The sequence below is a fragment of the Ensifer sp. ENS11 genome, from assembly GCF_014851895.1.
Classification (GTDB): Bacteria; Pseudomonadota; Alphaproteobacteria; order Rhizobiales; family Rhizobiaceae; genus Ensifer; species Ensifer canadensis.
In genome coordinates, this window is sequence record NZ_JACVAN010000005.1 from 250,084 (window position 1) to 270,292 (window position 20,209).

Here is a 20,209-nt window from a genome sequence, read left to right on the forward strand (position 1 = left end):
GAGCGCGTTAATGGGACACCTCACTGGTGCTGCCCGCTCTCGCTCTGATCACAGCGGCGAGCGCTGCACGGCGCCATTCCGGCAGCTTCAATATGAAGGTGTCCATGTCCCGTCCGAAGTTTGACCAGGCCTTGTCGCCCGCTTGTCCGGGATCGATCACGCCGGCCGCCTCCAGGTCGGACCGGTCCATGTTCACACGCGCAAGTGAAATCTGCAGCAGATCCGTGCCGGTGATCATCGCCCTACTCCCTGTTGACGAAAGTTGAGCGTCCCATGGCTGGCTTGCTGCGGCGCCTGGTGCGGCTCAGCCGCTTCCTCTTCCTCGACCAGCTTGTGATAACAGGCCTCAATGTCATGGGCGATGCCGTCGGCGTCGTAGAGGTAGCCGTCCGTTCCGCCATCGGTCTCGATGATCTCCGCAAGGGAGTTCATCACCGCGCGGCCGAGACGTTGCAGAGCGTCGCGATGTCGATCGGCGCCGCCACTTTCGAAAGCGCGATTGGCTTCGTCGAGCGCCCGGTGCATAGCCTCAAATGACCCGTCGATATGGAGCTTCGTGTTCATAGCACCGCCTCCTTACTCTTGGCCTGGTGCAACAGACGCCTCTAACGCAATACCCGTGGATAGGGCCATCCTACTATCGACAGCCCACTAAACGCCACAATTGATTCGCGTCTTAGCCGGAACAAACGTAATCTGCCTCCGTTGAATCCGGGTTTACCGGGAGAAATCGACATGGCCGGACGTGCTCTTTGGAAGGGCTTTTTGAAGTTTGCCGAGATCAGTTGCCCCGTGGCGCTGCACAGCGCCGCGTCGACTTCCGAGCGCGTGAGCTTCAACACCTTGAACCGAAAAACCGGCAATCGCGTGAAGCGGGAGTATGTCGATATCGACACATGGAAGGTAGTCGAGCGCGAAGACCAGATCAAAGGCTATGAGATCGATGACGGCCGCTACGTGCTGTTTGAACCCGAGGAGCTGGCCGCGGCGGTTCCTCCAAGCGACAAGACGCTGCGCATCCAATCCTATGTGCCGTTCGGCGAAATCGATGATCTCTATTTCGACAAGCCCTACTACCTGCTTCCCGATCGGCTGGGCGAAGAGACCTTCGCCCTGATCCGGGATGCAATGCGGGAGTCCAAGGTCGGCGCCCTCGCCCAGGCTGTGCTTTTCCGCCGGCTCCGGACAGTTCTCATTCGCGCCCATGGAGATGGGCTCATCGCTACCACCCTCAACTTCGACTACCAGGTTCGCTCCGCCAAGGACGCGTTCGCCGACATTCCGAAGCTCAAGATCGAAGGTGAAATGCTTGACCTTGCAAAGCACATCATCAAGACCAAGGCCGGACTGTTCGATCCGCGAACCTTCGACGACAGATACGACGCGGCGCTTGCCGAGCTCGTGAAGGCGAAGATGGAAGGCCGGACGGTCAAGGTGAAGAAACAGCCGAAGGTCGAGCCGTCGACGAACCTGATGGAAGCGCTTCGCGTGAGTGCCGGCTTCGGCTCTGCTCGGGCGTCCAAGCCTCGCACCGCTGCAACAGCTGCGCGAGCCGTCCCCGCGCCCCGGCCAGCAGCGCGCAAGAAGGCAGGTTAAGTCATGGCCGCCGTCAAACCCTACTGGAAGGGCTATCTCAAACTTTCACTGGTCACCTGCCCCGTCGCCCTGTCGCCGGCCACAAGCGACACCGAGAAGATCCGCTTTCACACCATGAACCGCGCCACCGGCAACCGCGTGGCTTCACGATACGTCGACAGCATCACCGGCAAGGAAGTCAATACAGAGGACCAGGTGAAAGGCTATGAGCGTGGCGAAGGCGATTACATCATGCTCGAGGAGGAAGAGCTCGATGCGGTGGCGCTGGAGAGCGTCCGGACGATTGAGATCGACATGTTCACGCCACGGGATTCCATCGAATGGATCTGGCTCGAAAAACCGCACTACCTGGTGCCGAACGACAAGGTTGGTGAAGATGCGTTCGCCGTGATCCGCGACGCCATGCGCTCAGAGAACGTCGTTGGGATTTCCCGTCTCGTCTTCGGCCAGAGAGAGCGCGCGGTGATGCTTGAGCCCCGCGGCGAAGGCATCGTTCTATGGACGTTGCGCTATGGTGACGAGGTGAGACCTGAGGAAGAGTATTTCTCGAACATCAAGGCAAAGCCCGAGGGCGGCCTTGCTCCGCTGATGAAGCAGTTGATCAAGCAGCAGACGAAGAAGTGGGTGCCGATCACCGACCCCATTCAGGATCGCATGCTCGAACTGATCGCCGACAAGAAGAAGACGTTGAAGCCGAAGGCCAAGCGCAGGATTACACCGGCGAAAGACAACGTCGTCGATATCATGTCAGCGCTTCGCGACAGCTTAGAACGAGAGAAGCGCGGCAAAGCCCGGTAGTCCCTTCCCACGGGCTTTCTTCCCGGGATGATCCCAAACTCTGAGAGTAGCGCCATGAGAAATCCGACGCATAATTGTGCTGCTTTGAGATAGACCGGCATGTGGTTGCTTGAACATGTCACACTCCGCGCGCTTTGATCACGTGGGAGTTTGCGAATGGGATTGGGATCATGACTAGTTCTCGATCCGCTAGAGACAGGCGCGCCGTTGATGCATCGGCTCAAAGTCATGTTGCTACTTTCATTTTGGTGGTGGACAATCTCTCAGCCGACAGACCGAGGAGCGGATGATGAATTTCGAAAAGGTCGGGCGAAGCCGAATGATGATGCGGCTGCCACGACACCGAAGACAGATTTCCGATGCCAACTTCCTTGCGATCAACGATCTGCTGGAAGCTTACGGCCTGGCCGCCATGAAGCGTGATGAGTTACGCGAGCAACTGACGCCGGATCCCACGGTGATCGGGGATTATGAGGATCTCTGTCAGAAGCTAGAGGACGACATCATCAAGATGCTGGCAGGCGTAAGCCCGCGCATGGTGCGCTAGGAGCAACGTCTCGCCCATTGGGCGAGGTACGGAACCTCTAAGGTTGAACCTTGAGCTTCAACCGCCAGGCCCCAACGGGACCTCTCAATCCAAAAGGCTTGGCGCCCCCGCGCGCTGCAATTCTATTGAGCCTGCGATCTTGACCACGGCCATGCCGGCTTGGATCATGCGCTGATGCCAGCGAGCAAAGAGGACGCCATCGGTTCCGGCCACAACATCCGTCCAGCTGGCATCCATGTCGGCTGCGAAAGGATCGCCACGACGCGGTCGGCGCCCACGAAATCTCAGAGCTACTCGGCCTGCCGGAAATTGCGGATGCGGTCGAAAAGCACCGCAAGGATGGTCGCGCCGCCAATGAACGTTCCCTGCCAGAACGCATTGATGCCGAGCAGCCCGAGGCTATTACGGATCACCTCGATGAGCGCCGCACCGACCAGTGCACCTAGGGCCGTGCCGACGCCGCCGGCCAGGTTGGCGCCACCAATCACCGCCGCCGCGATAACCTGAAGTTCCATGCCAGCGCCGATATTCGTTGTTACCGCTCCAAGCCAGCCAGTCTGGATGATACCGGCGACTCCGGCGGAGAGGGCAGAAATCATATACACACCGACCTTGATCGGACGCACAGGTATACCGGTAGCAGTCGCGGCGTGCTCGTTGCCGCCGATGGCGTAGATATAGCGGCCCAGCCTCGTCCATCGCAGGACGAAACCCGTCAGCAGCGTCAGCACAATCATGTAGATCACCGGGTTGGCGATGCCGAACAGCCAGGCCCCACCGCCAAGAGCGAGCAGTTTGTCGTGGTCCGGTCCGAATTGGAAAACAACCGTGTTGTTGGACGCTACCATCGCCAGGCTTCGCGCGATCGAAAGCATGCCGAGCGTCACCACAAAAGGAGGGAATCCGACATAGGCGATGAGAACACCGTTGAACGCGCCAATGAGGAGCGCCGTTGCCATTGAGGCGGCAATCCCGACCTCGATGCTATAGCCGGAATGCATGACGACCGCCAGGACCATGCTGCATAGGCAAAGCACCGACCCAACCGACAAGTCGATCCCGCCCGTGATGATAACCAGCGTCATGCCGAGGGCAATGATAGCGACGAAGGTGGCATTGCGGGTGATGTTGTAGAGGTTCTTCGGCGTGGCGAACGAATCCGTTGCGAAGGAAAGGAAGATGCACGCCAGAACGACGGCGACCAACACCCAGAACGTCTGGTTGGCGAGGATCGCAGCGCCCAGCGTGCGTTGTTTCTGAGCAATCGTCTGGTCGAGCGTTGTTGCCATTTTCCTACGCATTCCTCCGATGCGGCACCTGCAGCGCTCATCCTCTTTCGATGGCGCCCGTAATCAATCCTGTCACTTCTTCAGGCGACGTCTGCGCAATAGGCTTGTCGGCGACCTTTCGGCCGCGCCGCATGACGACGACGCGATCTGCGACATCAAAAACATCCGGCATGCGATGGCTGATGAGCACGACCGCAATGCCGCGGTCGCGCAACCCACGGATCAGATGCAGCACCTCGGCGACCTGGCGCACCGAAATGGCCGCCGTCGGCTCGTCCATGAGAACGATCTTTGCCTCGGAGATCATCGTTCGCGCGATCGCGACCGCCTGCCGTTGCCCTCCAGACATTTGCCTGACGAGGTCGCGGGGCCGAGTTTCGGATCGAAGCTCGGTAAAGATTTCTCCCGCGCGACGGTACATTGCCTTGTAGTCTAATACACGCAGTGGGCCGAAGCCGCGCCTGAGTTCGCGTCCAAGGAACACATTTGCCGCCGCCGAGAGATTATTGCACAGCGCCAGGTCCTGATGAACGATCTCGATGCCGTGCTGCCGTGCCTCTATCGGCCGATGCAGCACGATTTCGTTGCCGTCGAGCCGTATCGTTCCCTGGCTCGGGCGATGGTTGCCGGCAATCATTTTGACCAGCGTCGACTTGCCGGCGCCGTTATCTCCCATGAGGCCGACCACCTGGCCTGCTTCCAGCGAAAGCGAAACGTCGTTGACCGCCTGAATGGCGCCGAAATGCTTGGAAATGTTGGTGATCTCGAGTGTCGCCACCAGTCGTCTCGCCTCCCGAAGCGCGCCGGCACGCCAACGGGCGCGATCGTTCCTCAGTCTTCACCCAGCGGTCGACAGCTTATTTACGCAAATCCTTATGAAGGCGTCAATGACGTCCTGTGCGTAGAAACTGTTTTGTATGACAAATACACGTTGCCCTGTATATTAGATACCGGTGGGAGACAAAAATGCTGATCCTTGTCACCGGTGCAACGGGCAAGGTCGGGCGGAACCTCATCGCGGGGCTGCTTGACCAACCGCGTTTTTCGCAGGCGCAGATCCGTGCGCTCTGCCACAATCGCCTGCTCGACCCGTGCGATCGAATCGACATGGTCCGTGGGACGATCGCCGACCGCAACGTCGCAGATGCGGCAATGCAGGGCGTCACCCATGTGGTGCACCTCGCCACCTGCAAGGAAACGCCAGACGCGGTCATGGACATCACGGTCAAGGGATTGTTCTGGCTACTCGAGGCCTTCCGGATCAGCCCTTCCGCACGCCAGTTTATCCTCGTCGGCGGGGACGCGTCGGTCGGCCATTTCTTTTATCGCCACGATGGTCCCGTGACTGAGAAGACGCCGCATCGCGCCTATCCCGGTTGCTACGCGCTATCGAAGGTCCTCGAGGAAGTGATGCTCGAGCAGTACGCAATTCAATACGGCACGAACGGCTGCTGCCTGCGCGCGCCGTGGATCATGGAAAAGGACGACTTCAAACAGACATTGTCGTTCGGCGACGATGTGTTTGGCGGGCCAGACTGGAAGACCTTTTTTTCGCCCGCAGAAGCAAGGCGATACGCCGAGGCCGGCACCGTGCCGCTCCTTCGCGACGCAGATGGCCGGCCGCTAAAACGCAATTTCGTGCATGTCAGCGACCTGGTCTCAGCGATCCTGGCTGCGATCGACAATCCCCGCGCTGCACGGCAGTTGTTCAACGTCTCCATGGACCGTCCAGTGGACTATGGCGAGGTCGCAAGCTACCTCGCACGCACGCGCGGCCTCGGCTCGGTTGACGTCCCCAGCGCCTTCCACTCGAACTGGATGGATAACAGCAAGGCCAAATACCTTCTGGATTGGCGCCCTGACTACGATCTCGAAAAGCTTATCGACTCGGCCTGGCAATACGAGCGTCAGTCGAACGATCCTCGTATCGTCTTTTATCCGGGTTGATTTGTGCCGCGGACAGACAATGTCCGCTTGTTCAACGGGAGGAAAGAATGAGAAAGACAATATTGCTGGCCGCCGTTGCTGTCCTGGCGCTCTGTGCCGGTCAGGCTCTGGCCAAGAAGCAGCTCGTCATCGTCGTGAAGGGCCTCGACAACCCCTTCTTTGAAGCGATCAACCAGGGTTGCCAGAAATGGAACAAGGAAAATCCGGACTCCGAGTATGAGTGCTTTTACACCGGACCGGCCTCGACATCCGACGAGGCCGGCGAAGCGCAGATCGTTCAGGACATGCTTGGCAAGGCCGACACGGCTGCAATCGCCATTTCGCCGTCTAATGCCAAACTGATCGCTCAAACGCTGAAGACCGCGAACCCGACGATCCCCGTCATGACGCTCGACGCCGATCTCGCCAAAGAGGACTCGGCCCTGCGCAAGACCTATCTCGGGACCGACAACTACCTGATGGGTGCCCGGATTGGCGAATACATCAAGAAGGCCAAGCCGGATGGCGGCAAGATCTGCACGATCGAGGGCAATCCGGGCGCGGACAACATTCTGCGCCGAGCCCAGGGCATGCGCGACACGTTGACCGGTAAGGAGGGACTGACGGAACTGAAGGGTGAGGGAGGCTGGACGGAAGTCGCAGGCTGCCCGGTCTTCACCAATGACAACGGAGCAGCAGGCGTGCAGGCCATGACGGATATTCTCGCCGCCAATCCGGACCTTGATGCCTTTGGTATCATGGGTGGCTGGCCGCTATTCGGCGCACCGCAGCCCTATCGCGACCTGTTCAAGCCGATCGCAGACAAGATTGCCAGCAACGATTTCGTCATCGGCGCTGCCGACACGATCGGCGACGAGGTTGCCATTGCGCGTGAAGGGTTGGTGACGGCACTCGTCGGGCAGCGTCCGTTCGAGATGGGCTACAAGGCACCGTCTGTCATGATGGATCTGATCGCCGGCAAGCCGGTGGAAGATCCGGTGTTCACCGGTCTTGATGAGTGCACCAAGGACACAGTCGACACGTGCATCCAGAAGTGACGATCTCGTCCGGGCCCCGTTCGCGGGCGCCCGGACAATCGCCGACCGAAGCCTTGCCAGCGCAGGCGGTGGCAAGGCATCCCCATTGACGCGAGCGACATGCATCGCCAGCATCGGAACGAATTGATCCGTGGCGTCGCATTGGCGAGCGAGACCTTATGCGCGTCACATTGTGGAGAGCAGAATGGCAAAGAGGATCATCTTCACCGGCGGCAGCGGCAAAGCCGGCCGCCATGTCGTGCAATATCTCATCGAGCAGGGCCACCAGGTCCTCAATCTCGATACCCGGCCTCTTGACAATCCGAAGGTCAGGACGCTCATCACCGATATCACCGATAGTGGGCAAGTCTTCAACGCCTTGTCGAGTTACACCGGACTGCACGAGTTCGATCCATCCTTGAGGCCCCAGCCGATCGACGCCGTCGTGCATTTTGCCGCCATCCCGCGCATCATGATCGCTCCTGACAACGAACTTTTCCGCGTGAACGCGCTCGGCACCTACAACGTCATCGAAGCCTCTGTGAAACTCGGTATTCGCAAGGTCATCATAGCATCCAGCGAGACGACCTACGGCCTCGTCTTTGCCAACGAGCCCCGCAGTCCGCGCTACTTTCCGCTCGACGAGGAATACGACGTCGACCCCATGGACAGTTATGCCTTGTCGAAAGTTGTCAATGAGCAGACGGCACGCGCCTTTGCCCTGCGCAGCGGCTTCGACATCTATGCCCTGCGCATCGGAAACGTCATTGAGCCGAGCGAGTACAAACTGTTTCCTGGATGGTTCGCAAATCCGGGCTTTCGAAAACGCATCGCGTGGAGCTACATCGATGCGCGCGACCTCGGCCAGATCACGCTTCGCGCGATTGAGAAGGACGGGCTTGGATTCCAGATCTTCAATGCCGCAAACGACGACACCTCTTCCGATCTGCCTACCCGCGAACTCATCGACCGCTTCTATCCCGGTGTACCGCTCAAGCGGGAACTCGGCGAGTTCGAGACGTTGCTGTCGAATTGGAAGGCGCATGACATTTTGGGTTTTCGCAGCGAGCACGGCTGGAGAAAATACGTCACTTCAGGCTGAAAACCGCCCAAAGTTTTCCTCGTCACCTTCACGCGTAGACTTGTCGTACGCGCAAACTCCCGCATGGCTCAGGCCGTCTATGGCAGCCAACGCCGCAGTCACCAAACCGGGCGACTGGCAACCGCGAGAAGATGACGTATATTGCAACTTACACGGACAACGATTGCCGCGATCTTCGAAGGCCGCAAACTAAGGGTTGATGGAGGCTACTATGGCAGAACCAAGGTGGCGAACTCTTCCCGCAACTCCCGAGTTGCCCGCGACGACCCGCGAAGGGTATGTCGCGGTCGACGGCATCAAGATCTGGTATGCTGTCTACGGTTCCGGTGAGCCTGTGATTATGCTCCATGGCGGTCTCGCCAATTCCAGGGCCATCAGGTTCCGGAACTCGCCAACTCCTATCAGGTCATCGTTATGGACAGCCGCGGCCACGGACGCAGCACTCGGAATGCGGACCCCTTCAGCTACGACCGCATGGCCTCCGACGTCATCGCATTGATGGATGATTTAACGGTGTCCAAGGCTGCGGTGATAGGCTGGAGCGACGGCGCAATCATCGGCCTCAAGCTAGTGATCGCTAATCCTGGCCGCGTTAGCCGCCTATTCGCATTTGCGGCTAACAGTGACCCGTCCGGGATCTACGATCTATCCGATAGCAGGATGTTTGAGAACTATTCTCAGCGGACGCGCGATGAGTATGAAAAGCTGTCTCCCACACCCGTCGAATACGACGACTTCCTTGAGCAAATGGAAAAAATGTGGGGCTCGCAACCAAACATAACGAAAAGTGACCTTCGCAACCTTGAACACCCTATCTGGGTTGCAGCCGGCGACCACGACGAAATTGTCAGGCGTACCGATACGCTGTTCATCGCCGAAAACATTCCCGGTGCTGGTCTGCTAATACAGCCGGAAGTCAGCCACTTTTCCCATTTGCAGAACCCGCATGACTTCACACAGGATCTATTTCGCTTCCTGCGCGCGCATTGAGATAGACCGCAAAACGTGAGGCGAGTGTTTGGCGTGCAGTTTCAGTGTAACGCCTGGGGCTCGGCATCAGCGCGGCAGTGAGAACTCGTCTCACGATCAGCGCGGGAAGTAGGCGGGTTGATCGAGATCGGCGATCAGGCCCGGACCACTCGGCTGCCAGCCAAGGAGCGAGCGGGTCCTGGCGCTGGACGCCGCCATGTTCGCCGCTGCAAAGTTGGCAAACCAGCCGAAGTGCTCTCGCGACCGTGGTTCGACCGGTAGGCCGAGTTGGCGCCCGATCACTTCGGCGATTTCCCTGAACGGAACCGCTTCGACGGCAACCGCATGGTAGACGCTCTCCGTCACGCCGGCTTCAAGGGCCATGCGGTAGACCTGCGCCGCATCCAGACGGTGAACCCCGGACCAGCAGTTCAAGCCGTCATCGACATAGGCGGACACGCCGGTTTCGCGCGCGAGGCCCGCGACGATCGGGATGAAACCATGGTCGCCCACCCCATGAACGGATGGCGCAAGACGCACCGTCGCTGCGCGCACGCCCTGTTCCGCCACCGCCCTTGCGGCAGCTTCCGACTTGCGCGGCGACGCCGGATTGGGAAGGTCTGCTTCGGTTGCGCCGCGTGGCAGACCCAAGAGGCCGGAGGTGACGAGCAATGGGCGGTCCGACCCTTTGAGGACGCCTCCCAGTGCCTCGATCGCCCGTTCGTCCTGTGCCGCGTTCTCCAGGAACCTCGAGAAGTCGTGGTTGAAGGCGGTGTGAATCACGGCGTCGGCGGCTGAAGCGGCAGCCCGCAGGATGTCGAGGTCATCAAGCGAACCTTCGACAACCTTCGCACCGATGGCTTCAAGGGCAGATGCCTTCTCCGCCGAACGGACAAGGCCACTGACCTTATGTCCTGAGCGGATCAGGTCCTCGACGACGGCGGAGCCGACCCAGCCGGTTGCGCCTGTTACGAATACATGCATGACAATTCTCCATTGAGGGCCCGTCCCATTGGGACGGCCCTTTCGTTGTATGTTCGATTTGGGTTGGTGGCAGTTGAACGTTGGCAGGCTCAGGCCGCGCGCATCGACAGCTCGATGTCGTCGGCGAACGGTGTCGACAGATAGCCGCCCGAAGTCGCGCGGACGCGATCGAGATAGTCCGGGCAATGATCCGCATCGTCGGCAACGACCAGTGCTCCGGGCCGCAGACGGCTCTCGACCAGTGAAAGGACTTCCGGGTAGAGCGGCTTCGCGCCATCGAGCAGGAGCAGATCTATGCTTTCGGGAAGATCCATACTCAGCGTCGTCAGCGCATCGCCCTCGCGGATTTCGACGAGGTCGATGAGGCCCGCGTCAGCCAGGTTCTGTCGTGCCCTTGCAATCTTCGACGGCTCGAACTCGCTGGTGATCAGCTGCCCCCCGCCATTGTCCCGGAGCGCTGCCGCGAGGTAGAGTGTCGAGAGGCCGAACGACGTGCCGAACTCGACGATCGTCCTTGCGCCGCTGCTTCGGGCCAGCATGTAGAGCAGTTCGCCGGTCTGGCGGGACACGGGAAGCCAAAGATCCTTCATGCGGCTGTAGAAGTCGAGATACTCCGTCTTGCTGTGCATGAGGCGGTCGCGCTCCGCGTGGGAGAGTTCTGCCAAGGCCGGGCTGGTGGCGGCATCCGCTTCGTCGAAGAGACGGTCGAGAAGAGATGCAAGGCGTATGTCCTTGAGAGTGTTCATCGGAAAATCCTTGGTTCGCTGCGATGACTTGCTTTCGAATTGAAAATACGAATAATTCGTCGCGTTTGCTAATCGCATTGCAAAAGGTCCCGATGACTGATCGCGCAAGTCCCCGTATTTCCACACGAAAACAGCCCAAACAGTCGCGTTCGAACGAGCTTGTCGCCGCCATTCTTCAGGCGGCTGTTCAAGTTTTGGCGCAGGAGGGTGCGCAGCGTTTTACGACCGCGCGGGTGGCCGAACGGGCAGGTGTCAGCGTCGGATCTCTCTACCAGTATTTCCCCAACAAGGCGGCTATCCTGTTCCGTCTGCAAAGCGATGAGTGGCGGCAGACATCGGATCTCCTGGGCGACATCCTGACGGACCGGTCCCGTCCGCCGCTCGAGCGGCTCCGTAGCCTCGTGCAGGCCTTCATCCGTTCGGAATGCGAGGAAGCTGCCGTTCGGGTGGCACTTAGCGATGCCGCCCCGCTTTACCGGGATGCGCCGGAAGCGCAGGACGCGCGGGCGGCGGATGACACGGTCATCGAGGCGTTCATGTCCGAGCTTCTTCCGGACACCTCCGCGGCGATCCGGGCCACGGCCGGCGACCTCGTCATGGCGACCATGACCACGGTCGGCAAGGAGTTCTCAGCCGAGCCGAAGACCGACGCGGAAATCGCAGCATACGCGAATGCCATGTCCGACATGTTCTGCGCCTATATCCGCTGCCTGCGTTCCGATATTTCCGCAACGGCCGGGTGATGCGCGATTGAACGCTCTGATCGTATGGTCGCCAGGAACTCTGGGAAGACTCACCGGCGGGATGGCCGCAAACCGAACCCTACACATGGAACCGACGACACGATCAGTCCGGGACTTAACCCGCGGCGCCGCTCCCCTCACCGTCTACGAAGGTTTCGTTGCCAATACCGACTTCCATGTCGTCGTTGCCATCTCCTCCCCCCAGCCAATCATTGCCTGCGTCGCCGTAGAGAGAGAATCGCTATCAGCGCCTTCCGCTACGGCGGCGAATGCTCCCAGCCGCTCGGCGTTGCGGCCGGCATGTTTACCCGACCGGCCTCTTCAACGTGGCGATAGCCAACAACGCGCATGCCGCCGCTGCGGTCATATACCAGGCTGGCGCATAGATTCCTCCGCCTTGGGAGAGCCATGTGAGGATAGCGGGTGCGAAACCGCCAAAGATTGTCGTAGCGGTATTGTAGGCAAGAGACATTCCGGTCGACCGAACGCGTGTCGGGAAGATCTCGGAAAGGGCCGACGGTGCCACGCCGACATAGAGGCCGACCATGATGCAGAACGCGGTTTGCACAAAGATCAGCGTGGGAAGCGTCGACGACATGTGCAGCAGCCAAAGCAACGGATGGACCGCCGTCGCAAGGATGATTGCTGCCACGACCAGCACCTTCTTGCGTCCAACAACGTCCGACAAGCTTCCCGCCACGACGCAGCTGATCAACATGAATACATTGCCGATAAGGGAAGCAAGGAAGGTGTCCGATCCGCTCATGCCGAAGCTGCGCTGAATATAGATCGGCATGAAGATGACGAGCGTGTAGGTCGACACACCCCACAGCACACACATTCCCGTGCCTTTGAGCAGTTCCCGCCAGAACTCCACGAACGCCGCCTTTAGCGGCAGTCGTTCGGTCACGCCGGATTTGTTCTGACGAGCAATCTCCTCGCGGAAATGCGGCGTCTCATCGAGCGTGCGGCGCATCCAGATACCCACCGGCGCGATGAGAAGTCCGACAAGAAACGGCAGGCGCCATCCCCATTCACCGATCTGCTGCTGCGTGAGCAGAGCGGTCACCGTGAATGCGACAAGTGCGGCGAGAATATTGGAGATCGCCATGCTTCCCTGCAGCCATGATGCGTACTTGCCCTTCTTTCCCTCAGGGGCATGCTCAACGAGAAAAGCGGCTGCACCGCCGAGTTCGCCGCCCGCGGAAAAACCTTGAAGCATCCGGCCGACCAGCAGGAGGAGTGGCGCACCAATCCCGATGGCGGCATAGGTGGGCGCGGCGGCGATAACGAGAGTGCCAAGCGCCATGATCATGATCGTCAGCGTCAGGGCCGCTTTCCGACCGGCGCGGTCCGCGTAGACGCCAATCAGAACTGCGCCCAGCGGACGGATGATAAAGCCCAAACCAAACGCGATAAATGCCTTGACGAGTTCCGTCGTCTGGTCGCCCCCAGGAAAGAAGTTCTGGGCTATATAGACGGCGAACAACGCGTAGATGATGAAGTCGTACCATTCAAGCGCGTTCCCGACCGATGCCGCGACAACAGCCCGGCGTCCAGCGATGACCTGTTTGCGATCTGAGGCCTCCGCCCCAGATGTGATGCTGCTCATGACAATGCTCCCTCTTATTTTGCTTATGGTGATGGCGGCGGCGGCGGCTTGTACCAGTCCCCAAGTGCCCGTGCCGAATGCGCCCTGCAATCGCAACCCTGCTGGGATGCAAGGCTTCCGTCCAAACAGGAATGGCGAAGTGAGCCATAGCGGACGGCGAACTGCCCAACAGATTTGCGACCTGCGGGCCACCGCGCTCTCAAATAGCAAACATCCTCGTCAGATCGCTTCGGCGCCTCGGCGAATTCGGGTCCGGCGATAGCCGACTTCGGACAAAGCAATTATCCAGAGACCACCTGCCTGCGCATGCTCATGGCATTGAGGAGACGCTATGAGTGATTTTGACTTGATCCTAACTGGCCGGTTGGTGGACGCTAATCGTGTCCGGGAGAACGGCTATGTCGCTGTGCGCGACGGCATCATCGAACGCATTGGCGAGGGTATTCCCCCAGCGTCGAGCAAGGAGCGGCACGACTTCGAAGATGCCTATATTCTTCCCGGCGCCATCGATTCACAGGTGCATTCGCGCTCGCAGGCCGGTCAGGAGGATTTCATATGGTCGACACGCGCAGCCGCCGCCGGTGGCGTAACCACAATCGTCGATATGCCGTATGACGACGGCAATCTCATCTGCAACGCCGAGCGGCTTGCCCAAAAGGCATTGGAAGCCGGGCAACAGGCGCGCGTGGACTTTGCGCTCTACGGCACCGTCCATCCCAATGACGGGCCAAAGCATATTGCCCAGATGGTCGGCGCCGGAGCGGCTGCTTTCAAGTTCTCAACATTCGGAACACACCCAGAGCGCTTTCCGCGCATACCTCCGCAGACATTACATGCGTGCTTCGCCGAAATTGCACGCCACGGGATGGCTGCAGGCGTTCACAACGAGAACGATGAAATGGTGCGCGCTGCTGACGCCGACGTCCAAGCCTTGGGCATCAGCGACTATCGCGCGCATGGCATGGCAAGGCCAGCGATCGCCGAAGCACTGGCCACGGCTGAGGTCTACGAGATCGGCGCTGCAACGGGTTGCTCGGCGCATATCGTGCACTGCTCGATCGGTCGTGGCTATGAACTGTGTTCAAACCACCGGACAAACGGGTTCGATGCGACGATAGAGGCCTGCATCCACTATCTCGTGCTCGATGAGGAAAACGACGTGGCGCGCCTTGGCGGCAAGGCCAAGGTCAACCCTCCGATCAGACCGCGCAGCGAGCTCAAGGCGATCTGGCGGCACCTTGCCGCTGGCGGCGTGACGGTCGTCTCGACCGATCACGTCAGTTGGTCGGAGGATCGGAAAAGCGACCCCGACATGCTCAAGAATGCATCCGGTGCACCGAGCCTTGAGGTTCTCTACTCGCTGCTTCTCGATGGGCTCTTGCTTCGCGGGTTGAGCCCGACATGGGCCGCCCGGCTGCTTGCAGCAAATCCCGCGCGACTGTTTCGAATAGGACACCGGAAGGGAGCGCTCGAGCCGGGTCGCGATGCCGATATCGTCGTCATGGCCAAAGACCCCAGACGCTATGATCCGGCTGCTAGCGGTCACAACTTTGTTGGCTGGAGCCCGTACCAAGGGCTCGAGATCCAGCACCGCCCGATTGCGACCTTCCAGCGGGGCCACATGGTTTTCGATGGCACGCAGGTCCTGGCTCACCCCGGAGCAGGAAAGTTCATCACGCCCTCGCGGGAGACCTTGATATGAGCGCCGCGCTAAGATCGGGAAGGAATATGCCCCTCGATGCCGAGCGTCTGTGGAGCGATCTCATGGAACTCGCGACGATCACCGAGCCCGAAAGACCTTACACGAGACGCTCGTTTTCGAAATTGTTCATCGAGGGGCGTGAATGGCTCGCGCGGCGCTTCAAGGAAGCGGGAATGACAGTTCGCATCGATGCGGGGGGAAACCTGATCGGAAGGCTGGAGGGCTCTGATACGACTGCCGGAACGATCATAATCGGCTCGCATTCAGACACCGTCCCATCTGGCGGTCGCTTCGACGGCGTCGCCGGCGTTATTGCTGCACTTGAGATTGCGCGGTCGCTGCACCAAGCCGGCCGAAAACTTCGTCATGCTGTCGAGGTGGTGGACTTTCTCGCCGAAGAGCCGTCCGACTTCGGACTCTCTTGCGTGGGCAGTCGCGCGATGACCGGAATGTTGACCGGCGATCAGCTCGAATATGCGGATCCCACCGGCGAGCGCCTAGGCGAAGCGATCATGCGTGTCGGCGGTGATCCCAAGCGCTTGACCGATGCAGTCCGCGGCGATGTCGTTGCCTGCTTCGAGTTGCACATCGAGCAAGGTGCAGTGCTCGAGGAGAGCCGCATAGACCTTGGCATCGTCAGCGCTATCGTCGGAATCGCCCGGGTTGAGATCGCTTTCGAGGGCCGTGCCGACCACGCCGGCACCACACCCATGGCCATGAGGCGCGATGCCGGGCTTGCCGCGGCGATGACCGTGTCTTTCGTGGCCGACAGAGCTTCCAAGGACGCATTGACCGGACGAGGACATTTCGTGGCCACCTGCGGCATCGTCGAACAACAGCCCAACGCGGCCAATGTCGTGCCCGGCGCATCAAGGATCGTCGCAGATATCCGTGCCGAAGACCATTCGCTCACACAACACTTCATAGCCGCATTGGACCAACGCACCCGTGCGATCGCACACCAATTGGGGATCGGTCGACCGGTCTGGAAGGTCCTCTCCGATAGCGACCCGGCTCAATGCGACGACACGCTTCGGTCGATGCTCCAAGAGAGTGCAATCTCCCTTGGTTTGTCGAGCCGGACCATGGCCTCAGGAGCCGGACACGACACGGCCTTCCTCACGAGGATCGCACCGAGCGCCATGGTCTTCGTTCCGTGCCGCGAGGGTCGCAGCCACGCGCCCGAAGAGTGGGCCGAGCGCGATAGTCTTGCAGCAGGCGCCGCCGTTATCCACGACGCCATCCTAAAATTCGACCTCGTCACAGAACCAGAGCAGGGTTCGGGAGAAGCTATTGTCTAGACGTGATCAAAGTATGCGTAGCTTTCTCGCAACACTTGAACAGCGAGGAGAGCTGCACCGCGTAGTACGCGAGGTTGATAGCCGCTTCGAAATTGCATCCGTCCTGAGCTTGCGCGACCGCGGTCCTGCTCAGCTTTTCGAGGACGTACGCGGCCACATCATGCCGGTCGTCGGCAATCTCTACAACAACAGGCAGAGGTATGCCCTCGCCCTGGGTACAGATGCCGCCGAACTCGATGCGTTCTGCCTGTCTGCGCTGCGTGCCCCGATCAAACCGCTTCTGGTTGATCGTGCGCCGGTGCAGGAGGTGATCCATAACCCGCCCTTCGATGTGGGCGCCTTGTTGCCAGTCCCACACTGGTTCGAGAAGGAAGGTGGCCCCTACATCACCGCCGGTGTCATCGTCGTAAAAGATCCGGAGACCGGCCGCCGCAACGTTTCAATTGCTCGGCTCCGTCTCGAGGGTGGTCAACGCATGATGGCCGGTATCGCCAAGAACCACCATTTGGCTCAACTGGCGGAGAAGGCCAAGCACCTCGGACGCGACCTCGAAATTGCAATCGCCATCGGCAACCACGCGGCCGTGCTTCTTGGCTCACAGCTATACCTCGACCTCGGCGATGACGAATTCGACACTGCCGGCGCGCTGCTGGGCGAGCCGATCGAACTCGTGCGATGCCGCACGGTTGATGTCGAAGTTCCGGCGCACGCCGAGATCGTTATTGAAGGACGCCTGCGGCCCGATGACCTGATCAATGAGGGGGCGGTGTCTGAATTCCCAGGCTTCTATGTTTATTACGGACCCGGAATTGGAGTGGACGTCACCTGTATCACCCATCGAAAGCCGGCGATCTACCAGGCGATCCTGCCGGGTTATGCATCAGAACACTGCCTCATGGGGGCGGTCTCGATTGGGGCAACGCTCACACGTGATCTGCAACGTGCCATTCCGGCCGTGAAACGCGTTGTGATCACCGACGGCGGCATGGGCCGGCTGCATGCAGTGATCGCGATGCAGCGCCCGAAGCTCGGCGAAGGCAAGCGCGCTATTCTGCTTGCGATGGGGTGCGTCAATCTTCTGAAGCTCGTGATCGCCGTCGAAGACGACGTCGATCCGGAAGACTGGCAGCAGGTCGAATGGTCGCTCGCTGCACGTTTCCGCGGCCACGAGGACCTCATCGTTCTGCCTGGGGTCAAGGCCGACCGGTGCGATCCCGTCCACGAAGACCTTGTTGTCACGAAGATCGGAATGGTCGCCACGACGCGACCGGGCGACGGCGAACCGGGTGGACGATCGGAATTCGTCAGGCCGCCTTCGGATATCTACGAAAGTGTGAGGAGGCAGCTTGATGACTACTGAGAACCTTGTCCCAGACGCGACCAGCGCGAGCCGCAAGTTTATCGTGCCTCAGCCCAGGAAGCGTTTCGTGGTGGCGATCACGGGCGCCTCCGGCCATATCTACGGCATCCGTTTGCTCGAGGTGTTGCGCGAGCTGAACTGCGAGACACACCTCGTCATGTCCAAATCAGCGATGGTGGCCCTCGCTTACGAGACCGACATCAAGGTGAAGGACATCCGGGACCGCGCCGATCATGTCTACTCCAACGACGACGTCGCGGCCGCCATATCAAGCGGCTCCTTCCGCACCCAAGGCATGTTCATTGCGCCCTGCTCGGCCAAGACATTGGGTGAAATCGCATCGGGAGCATGTGGCACCCTCGTTTCGAGAGCCGCGGATGTGATGTTGAAGGAGAGAAGGAGGCTCGTCCTCATGTTCCGTGAGACACCACTTCATCTGGGGCATTGCCGCAATATGGTGTCGGTGACCGAGATGGGTGCAATCGTCATGCCGCCGGTGCCAGCGTTCTATTCCCGCCCTGAGACTGTGGATGACATAATCGACCACACCGTTGGGCGCGCGCTGGACCTCTTCGATCTGGACGTCGGCGTGGTCAAGCGTTGGAAGGAGTAGTGACGCCAAGGTATTTCTTGCTGCGACTTAGTCTTCCCAGCCTGGTTCAAGCGGCACTTGGACTTCCTGTTGGTTTGCATCGGCGAGGCGCGCTTTGAGGAGATCCACGAGGCCGCGCTCCGCATCGGTCAGGCTTCGGTCCGTCGAGAAGACGATCGACAACCGCCGATAGATGCTCGGACTACCGATCGGGTTGAGCTGAAACATCTCGGCACGCGCCACATTCTGGATGGCCGTCTCAGGAAGAATAGTCGCAAGCCGCATTCGACGGACGAGCGCAAGGATCATGGCAATGGAGTTGATCTCCATGTCAGGCGCGAAAGCCAGGCCTTCGCTCTCTGCGGCCTGGTCCAGCAGTTGGCGAAGACCGAACACAGGACTTGGTAATATCAGCGGTAGCGTCGTGCACTTTGCCAATTCGACATCGCCAGGCGGAAGAATGGCATCGACTGATTTGGTGACCACCACCATACGATCCTGATTACGCAGATCGAGCTGTGACGATCGTGACACCTGCGTTTCAACGATGGCGAAACTGATCTCGCCAGCCTCTACCCAACGATGAAGTGCTGTGGCCGGTGCCTCGACTAGCTGTAGCTTGATCGCAGCATGCTGGCCGGTCCATTCGCTGATTGCCGCGGCAAGTGCCTCCGAAAGCGGGCCGATATGCGTCGCAAGAGGAACGACACCAATGGTTATTTTCTGAGGGTCGCCGGGCGCGATCCTGTTGGCCTGCACAACGAGTTGGTCGCATGCTTCAACCCCCTCTCTGAAAAGCCCCGCCAAGCCGTGGGCATCTGCCAGCGGCTTCAGGCCCGTCCGCTGACGCTCAAAAAGACTGACACCCAGCGTCGCCTCGAGCTTGCGCAACTGGCTGGACAATGCCGGCTGGACGACGTGAAGTTTGCGAGCGGCGGCTGTGACGTTGAGCTGGTCCATCAATGCCAGGAAATAGCGCATCTGCCGCAAAGTGATACGCGGGTCGTAGACCACAGGTCTCGGCGGCGAAGACAGAACGCGCTGAAGATGGTCGACGAATGTTCTTGCCGGTTGCGCGATGCCTGTGACATGCGCCACGACAGGGCTGCTGAGTTCGACCGGCAAAACCGCATAATCGAGCTGCAGGCGCGAAGCGCCCACGGCGACAAGGCTACGTGGCGCGAGCATAGCCCAAGCGCGCGTTTCGCGGGAGAGATAAGGGAAGGTTCCAACATCCTCGGCAGTGGCGATCGGCTCGGGAAGGTCATGGGCCGCGCAATAGGCGCGAACCAGTCTGCGCTGCGCCGGCAAAAGCGGCGGCACCAGGATCAGCAACCGCCGGAGTGCATCAAAGTCCAAGCTGCGGCCCGGCTCGCCGGCCCGTTCATGGTTGGTGACAGCGATCCAATCATCGCGATAAAGCAATGCATCTTCGCAAGCGGTGCTATCGTCACCGTAGCGGATAGCCACGTGAGCGGGCAGATCGGATTGGTCCTCTTCAATCGGCACATCAAAACGGACGCGTGGAATGACCTGCGGGTGCTCCTTTCGCAGATATCTGACGGAAAGGCTTATAGCTCTGGACAAGCGCCCCAGCGTGAACTGGAGAGGGGTCGAAACCTCCAAGCGGCGTGCTGGCGCAGGGATAGCGGCGTAAGCGCCGTCTTCGGCCGCTTCGATCCTTTGCAAAATCGGCTCGACTCGTTGATACAGCCATCGCGCAGCTTCAGTCGGATAGTGCCCCAAAGGGCCCCGTTGAAAAAGCTTGATCCCGAGGTCCTGCTCGAGCTGGCTGATGTTTTCGCTAAGCGCCGAGGACGACATGCCTGCGTCTGCGGCCGCCTCTGCATGGTTTCTATACTGGCAAGCGAGAACAAAGTAAGAAAGCTGCTTGGTTTCCAATTG

The 20,209-nt window shown here is 59.9% G+C and carries 20 protein-coding genes; 12 read left to right on the forward strand and 8 right to left on the reverse strand.

Going from position 1 to position 20,209, the window contains the following annotated elements; genetic code table 11:
- Positions 1–7 precede the first annotated feature (7 nt).
- Together IB264_RS12440 and IB264_RS12445 are read right to left on the reverse strand one after the other, a co-directional pair.
- Positions 8–238, reverse strand: a complete 231-nt coding sequence (locus tag IB264_RS12440) for a hypothetical protein (protein WP_057206861.1) — start codon at positions 236–238, stop codon at positions 8–10.
- Positions 235–564 carry a hypothetical protein gene (locus tag IB264_RS12445; protein ID WP_192433470.1) on the reverse strand — a complete coding sequence of 110 codons (330 nt, stop codon included), beginning with the start codon at positions 562–564 and terminating at the stop codon, positions 235–237. Before IB264_RS12445 ends, IB264_RS12440 begins: the two co-directional genes overlap by 4 nt.
- Positions 565–735: 171 nt before the next feature.
- Here IB264_RS12445 and IB264_RS12450 point away from each other — a divergent pair, with 171 nt between their 5' ends.
- From IB264_RS12450 to IB264_RS12460, 3 genes are all read left to right on the forward strand, one after another.
- Positions 736–1,596, forward strand: a complete 861-nt coding sequence (locus tag IB264_RS12450; RefSeq protein ID WP_192433471.1) for a Ku protein — start codon at positions 736–738, stop codon at positions 1,594–1,596.
- Between the two features lie 3 nt (positions 1,597–1,599).
- Positions 1,600–2,394 (forward strand): Ku protein, encoded by a 795-nt coding sequence (locus IB264_RS12455; RefSeq protein ID WP_192433472.1) that lies wholly within the window; start codon positions 1,600–1,602, stop codon positions 2,392–2,394.
- A gap of 289 nt (positions 2,395–2,683) precedes the next feature.
- The gene (locus IB264_RS12460) at positions 2,684–2,941 is read left to right on the forward strand and encodes a hypothetical protein (protein WP_192433474.1); all 258 of its coding nucleotides are present in this window, start codon (positions 2,684–2,686) and stop codon (positions 2,939–2,941) included.
- 290 nt (positions 2,942–3,231) lie between these two features.
- Here IB264_RS12460 and IB264_RS12465 read toward each other — a convergent pair whose 3' ends face one another.
- Both IB264_RS12465 and IB264_RS12470 read right to left on the reverse strand, forming a co-directional pair.
- On the reverse strand, positions 3,232–4,230 hold the full coding sequence (locus IB264_RS12465; protein ID WP_192433476.1) for an ABC transporter permease: 999 nt from the start codon (positions 4,228–4,230) through the stop codon (positions 3,232–3,234).
- A 37-nt stretch (positions 4,231–4,267) separates the two neighbouring features.
- Positions 4,268–5,065, reverse strand: coding sequence for an ATP-binding cassette domain-containing protein (locus IB264_RS12470; protein WP_246811759.1), 798 nt, complete (start codon positions 5,063–5,065; stop codon positions 4,268–4,270).
- A gap of 131 nt (positions 5,066–5,196) precedes the next feature.
- On the opposite strand from IB264_RS12470, the gene IB264_RS12475 reads away from it, so the two are divergent.
- The 4 genes from IB264_RS12475 (at position 5,197) to IB264_RS12490 (ending at position 9,285) form a co-directional block, all read left to right on the forward strand.
- Complete coding sequence (locus tag IB264_RS12475; RefSeq protein WP_192433478.1) at positions 5,197–6,177, forward strand: NAD(P)-dependent oxidoreductase; 981 nt, start codon at positions 5,197–5,199, stop codon at positions 6,175–6,177.
- 47 nt (positions 6,178–6,224) lie between these two features.
- Positions 6,225–7,214, forward strand: coding sequence for a sugar-binding protein (locus tag IB264_RS12480; RefSeq protein WP_192433480.1), 990 nt, complete (start codon positions 6,225–6,227; stop codon positions 7,212–7,214).
- A 184-nt stretch (positions 7,215–7,398) separates the two neighbouring features.
- Complete coding sequence (locus IB264_RS12485; RefSeq protein WP_192433482.1) at positions 7,399–8,295, forward strand: NAD(P)-dependent oxidoreductase; 897 nt, start codon at positions 7,399–7,401, stop codon at positions 8,293–8,295.
- A gap of 414 nt (positions 8,296–8,709) precedes the next feature.
- Entirely contained in the window at positions 8,710–9,285 is a 576-nt protein-coding gene (locus IB264_RS12490) for an alpha/beta fold hydrolase (RefSeq protein ID WP_246811745.1), read from the forward strand.
- Positions 9,286–9,381: 96 nt separating this feature from the next.
- On the opposite strand, the gene IB264_RS12495 is transcribed toward IB264_RS12490, so the two are convergent.
- Both IB264_RS12495 and IB264_RS12500 read right to left on the reverse strand, forming a co-directional pair.
- Positions 9,382–10,248 (reverse strand): SDR family oxidoreductase, encoded by an 867-nt coding sequence (locus tag IB264_RS12495; RefSeq protein WP_192433483.1) that lies wholly within the window; start codon positions 10,246–10,248, stop codon positions 9,382–9,384.
- 89 nt (positions 10,249–10,337) lie between these two features.
- Complete coding sequence (locus IB264_RS12500; RefSeq protein WP_192433486.1) at positions 10,338–10,994, reverse strand: O-methyltransferase; 657 nt, start codon at positions 10,992–10,994, stop codon at positions 10,338–10,340.
- Positions 10,995–11,086: 92 nt separating this feature from the next.
- Between IB264_RS12500 and IB264_RS12505 the strand changes: the two genes are divergently transcribed.
- On the forward strand, positions 11,087–11,737 hold the full coding sequence (locus tag IB264_RS12505; protein WP_192433488.1) for a TetR family transcriptional regulator: 651 nt from the start codon (positions 11,087–11,089) through the stop codon (positions 11,735–11,737).
- A 304-nt stretch (positions 11,738–12,041) separates the two neighbouring features.
- On the opposite strand, the gene IB264_RS12510 is transcribed toward IB264_RS12505, so the two are convergent.
- Positions 12,042–13,439 (reverse strand): MFS transporter, encoded by a 1,398-nt coding sequence (locus IB264_RS12510; RefSeq protein ID WP_246811746.1) that lies wholly within the window; start codon positions 13,437–13,439, stop codon positions 12,042–12,044.
- A gap of 241 nt (positions 13,440–13,680) precedes the next feature.
- Between IB264_RS12510 and IB264_RS12515 the strand changes: the two genes are divergently transcribed.
- Genes IB264_RS12515 through IB264_RS12530 form a run of 4 tightly spaced genes read left to right on the forward strand, consistent with a single transcriptional unit; the run spans position 13,681 to position 18,325 of the window.
- The gene (locus IB264_RS12515) at positions 13,681–15,051 is read left to right on the forward strand and encodes a dihydroorotase family protein (protein WP_192433490.1); all 1,371 of its coding nucleotides are present in this window, start codon (positions 13,681–13,683) and stop codon (positions 15,049–15,051) included.
- Positions 15,052–15,077: 26 nt separating this feature from the next.
- A complete protein-coding gene (locus IB264_RS12520; protein WP_246811747.1) occupies positions 15,078–16,352 on the forward strand; it encodes a Zn-dependent hydrolase in 1,275 nt (424 codons plus the stop codon).
- 13 nt (positions 16,353–16,365) lie between these two features.
- The gene (locus IB264_RS12525; protein WP_192433494.1) at positions 16,366–17,712 is read left to right on the forward strand and encodes a UbiD family decarboxylase; all 1,347 of its coding nucleotides are present in this window, start codon (positions 16,366–16,368) and stop codon (positions 17,710–17,712) included.
- On the forward strand, positions 17,702–18,325 hold the full coding sequence (locus IB264_RS12530) for a UbiX family flavin prenyltransferase (protein ID WP_192433496.1): 624 nt from the start codon (positions 17,702–17,704) through the stop codon (positions 18,323–18,325). The genes IB264_RS12525 and IB264_RS12530 overlap by 11 nt, the downstream gene beginning before the upstream one ends.
- Positions 18,326–18,352: 27 nt before the next feature.
- Here IB264_RS12530 and IB264_RS12535 read toward each other — a convergent pair whose 3' ends face one another.
- Positions 18,353–20,206, reverse strand: a complete 1,854-nt coding sequence (locus IB264_RS12535; protein ID WP_192433498.1) for a LysR family transcriptional regulator — start codon at positions 20,204–20,206, stop codon at positions 18,353–18,355.
- Between the last annotated feature and the right edge of the window lie 3 nt (positions 20,207–20,209).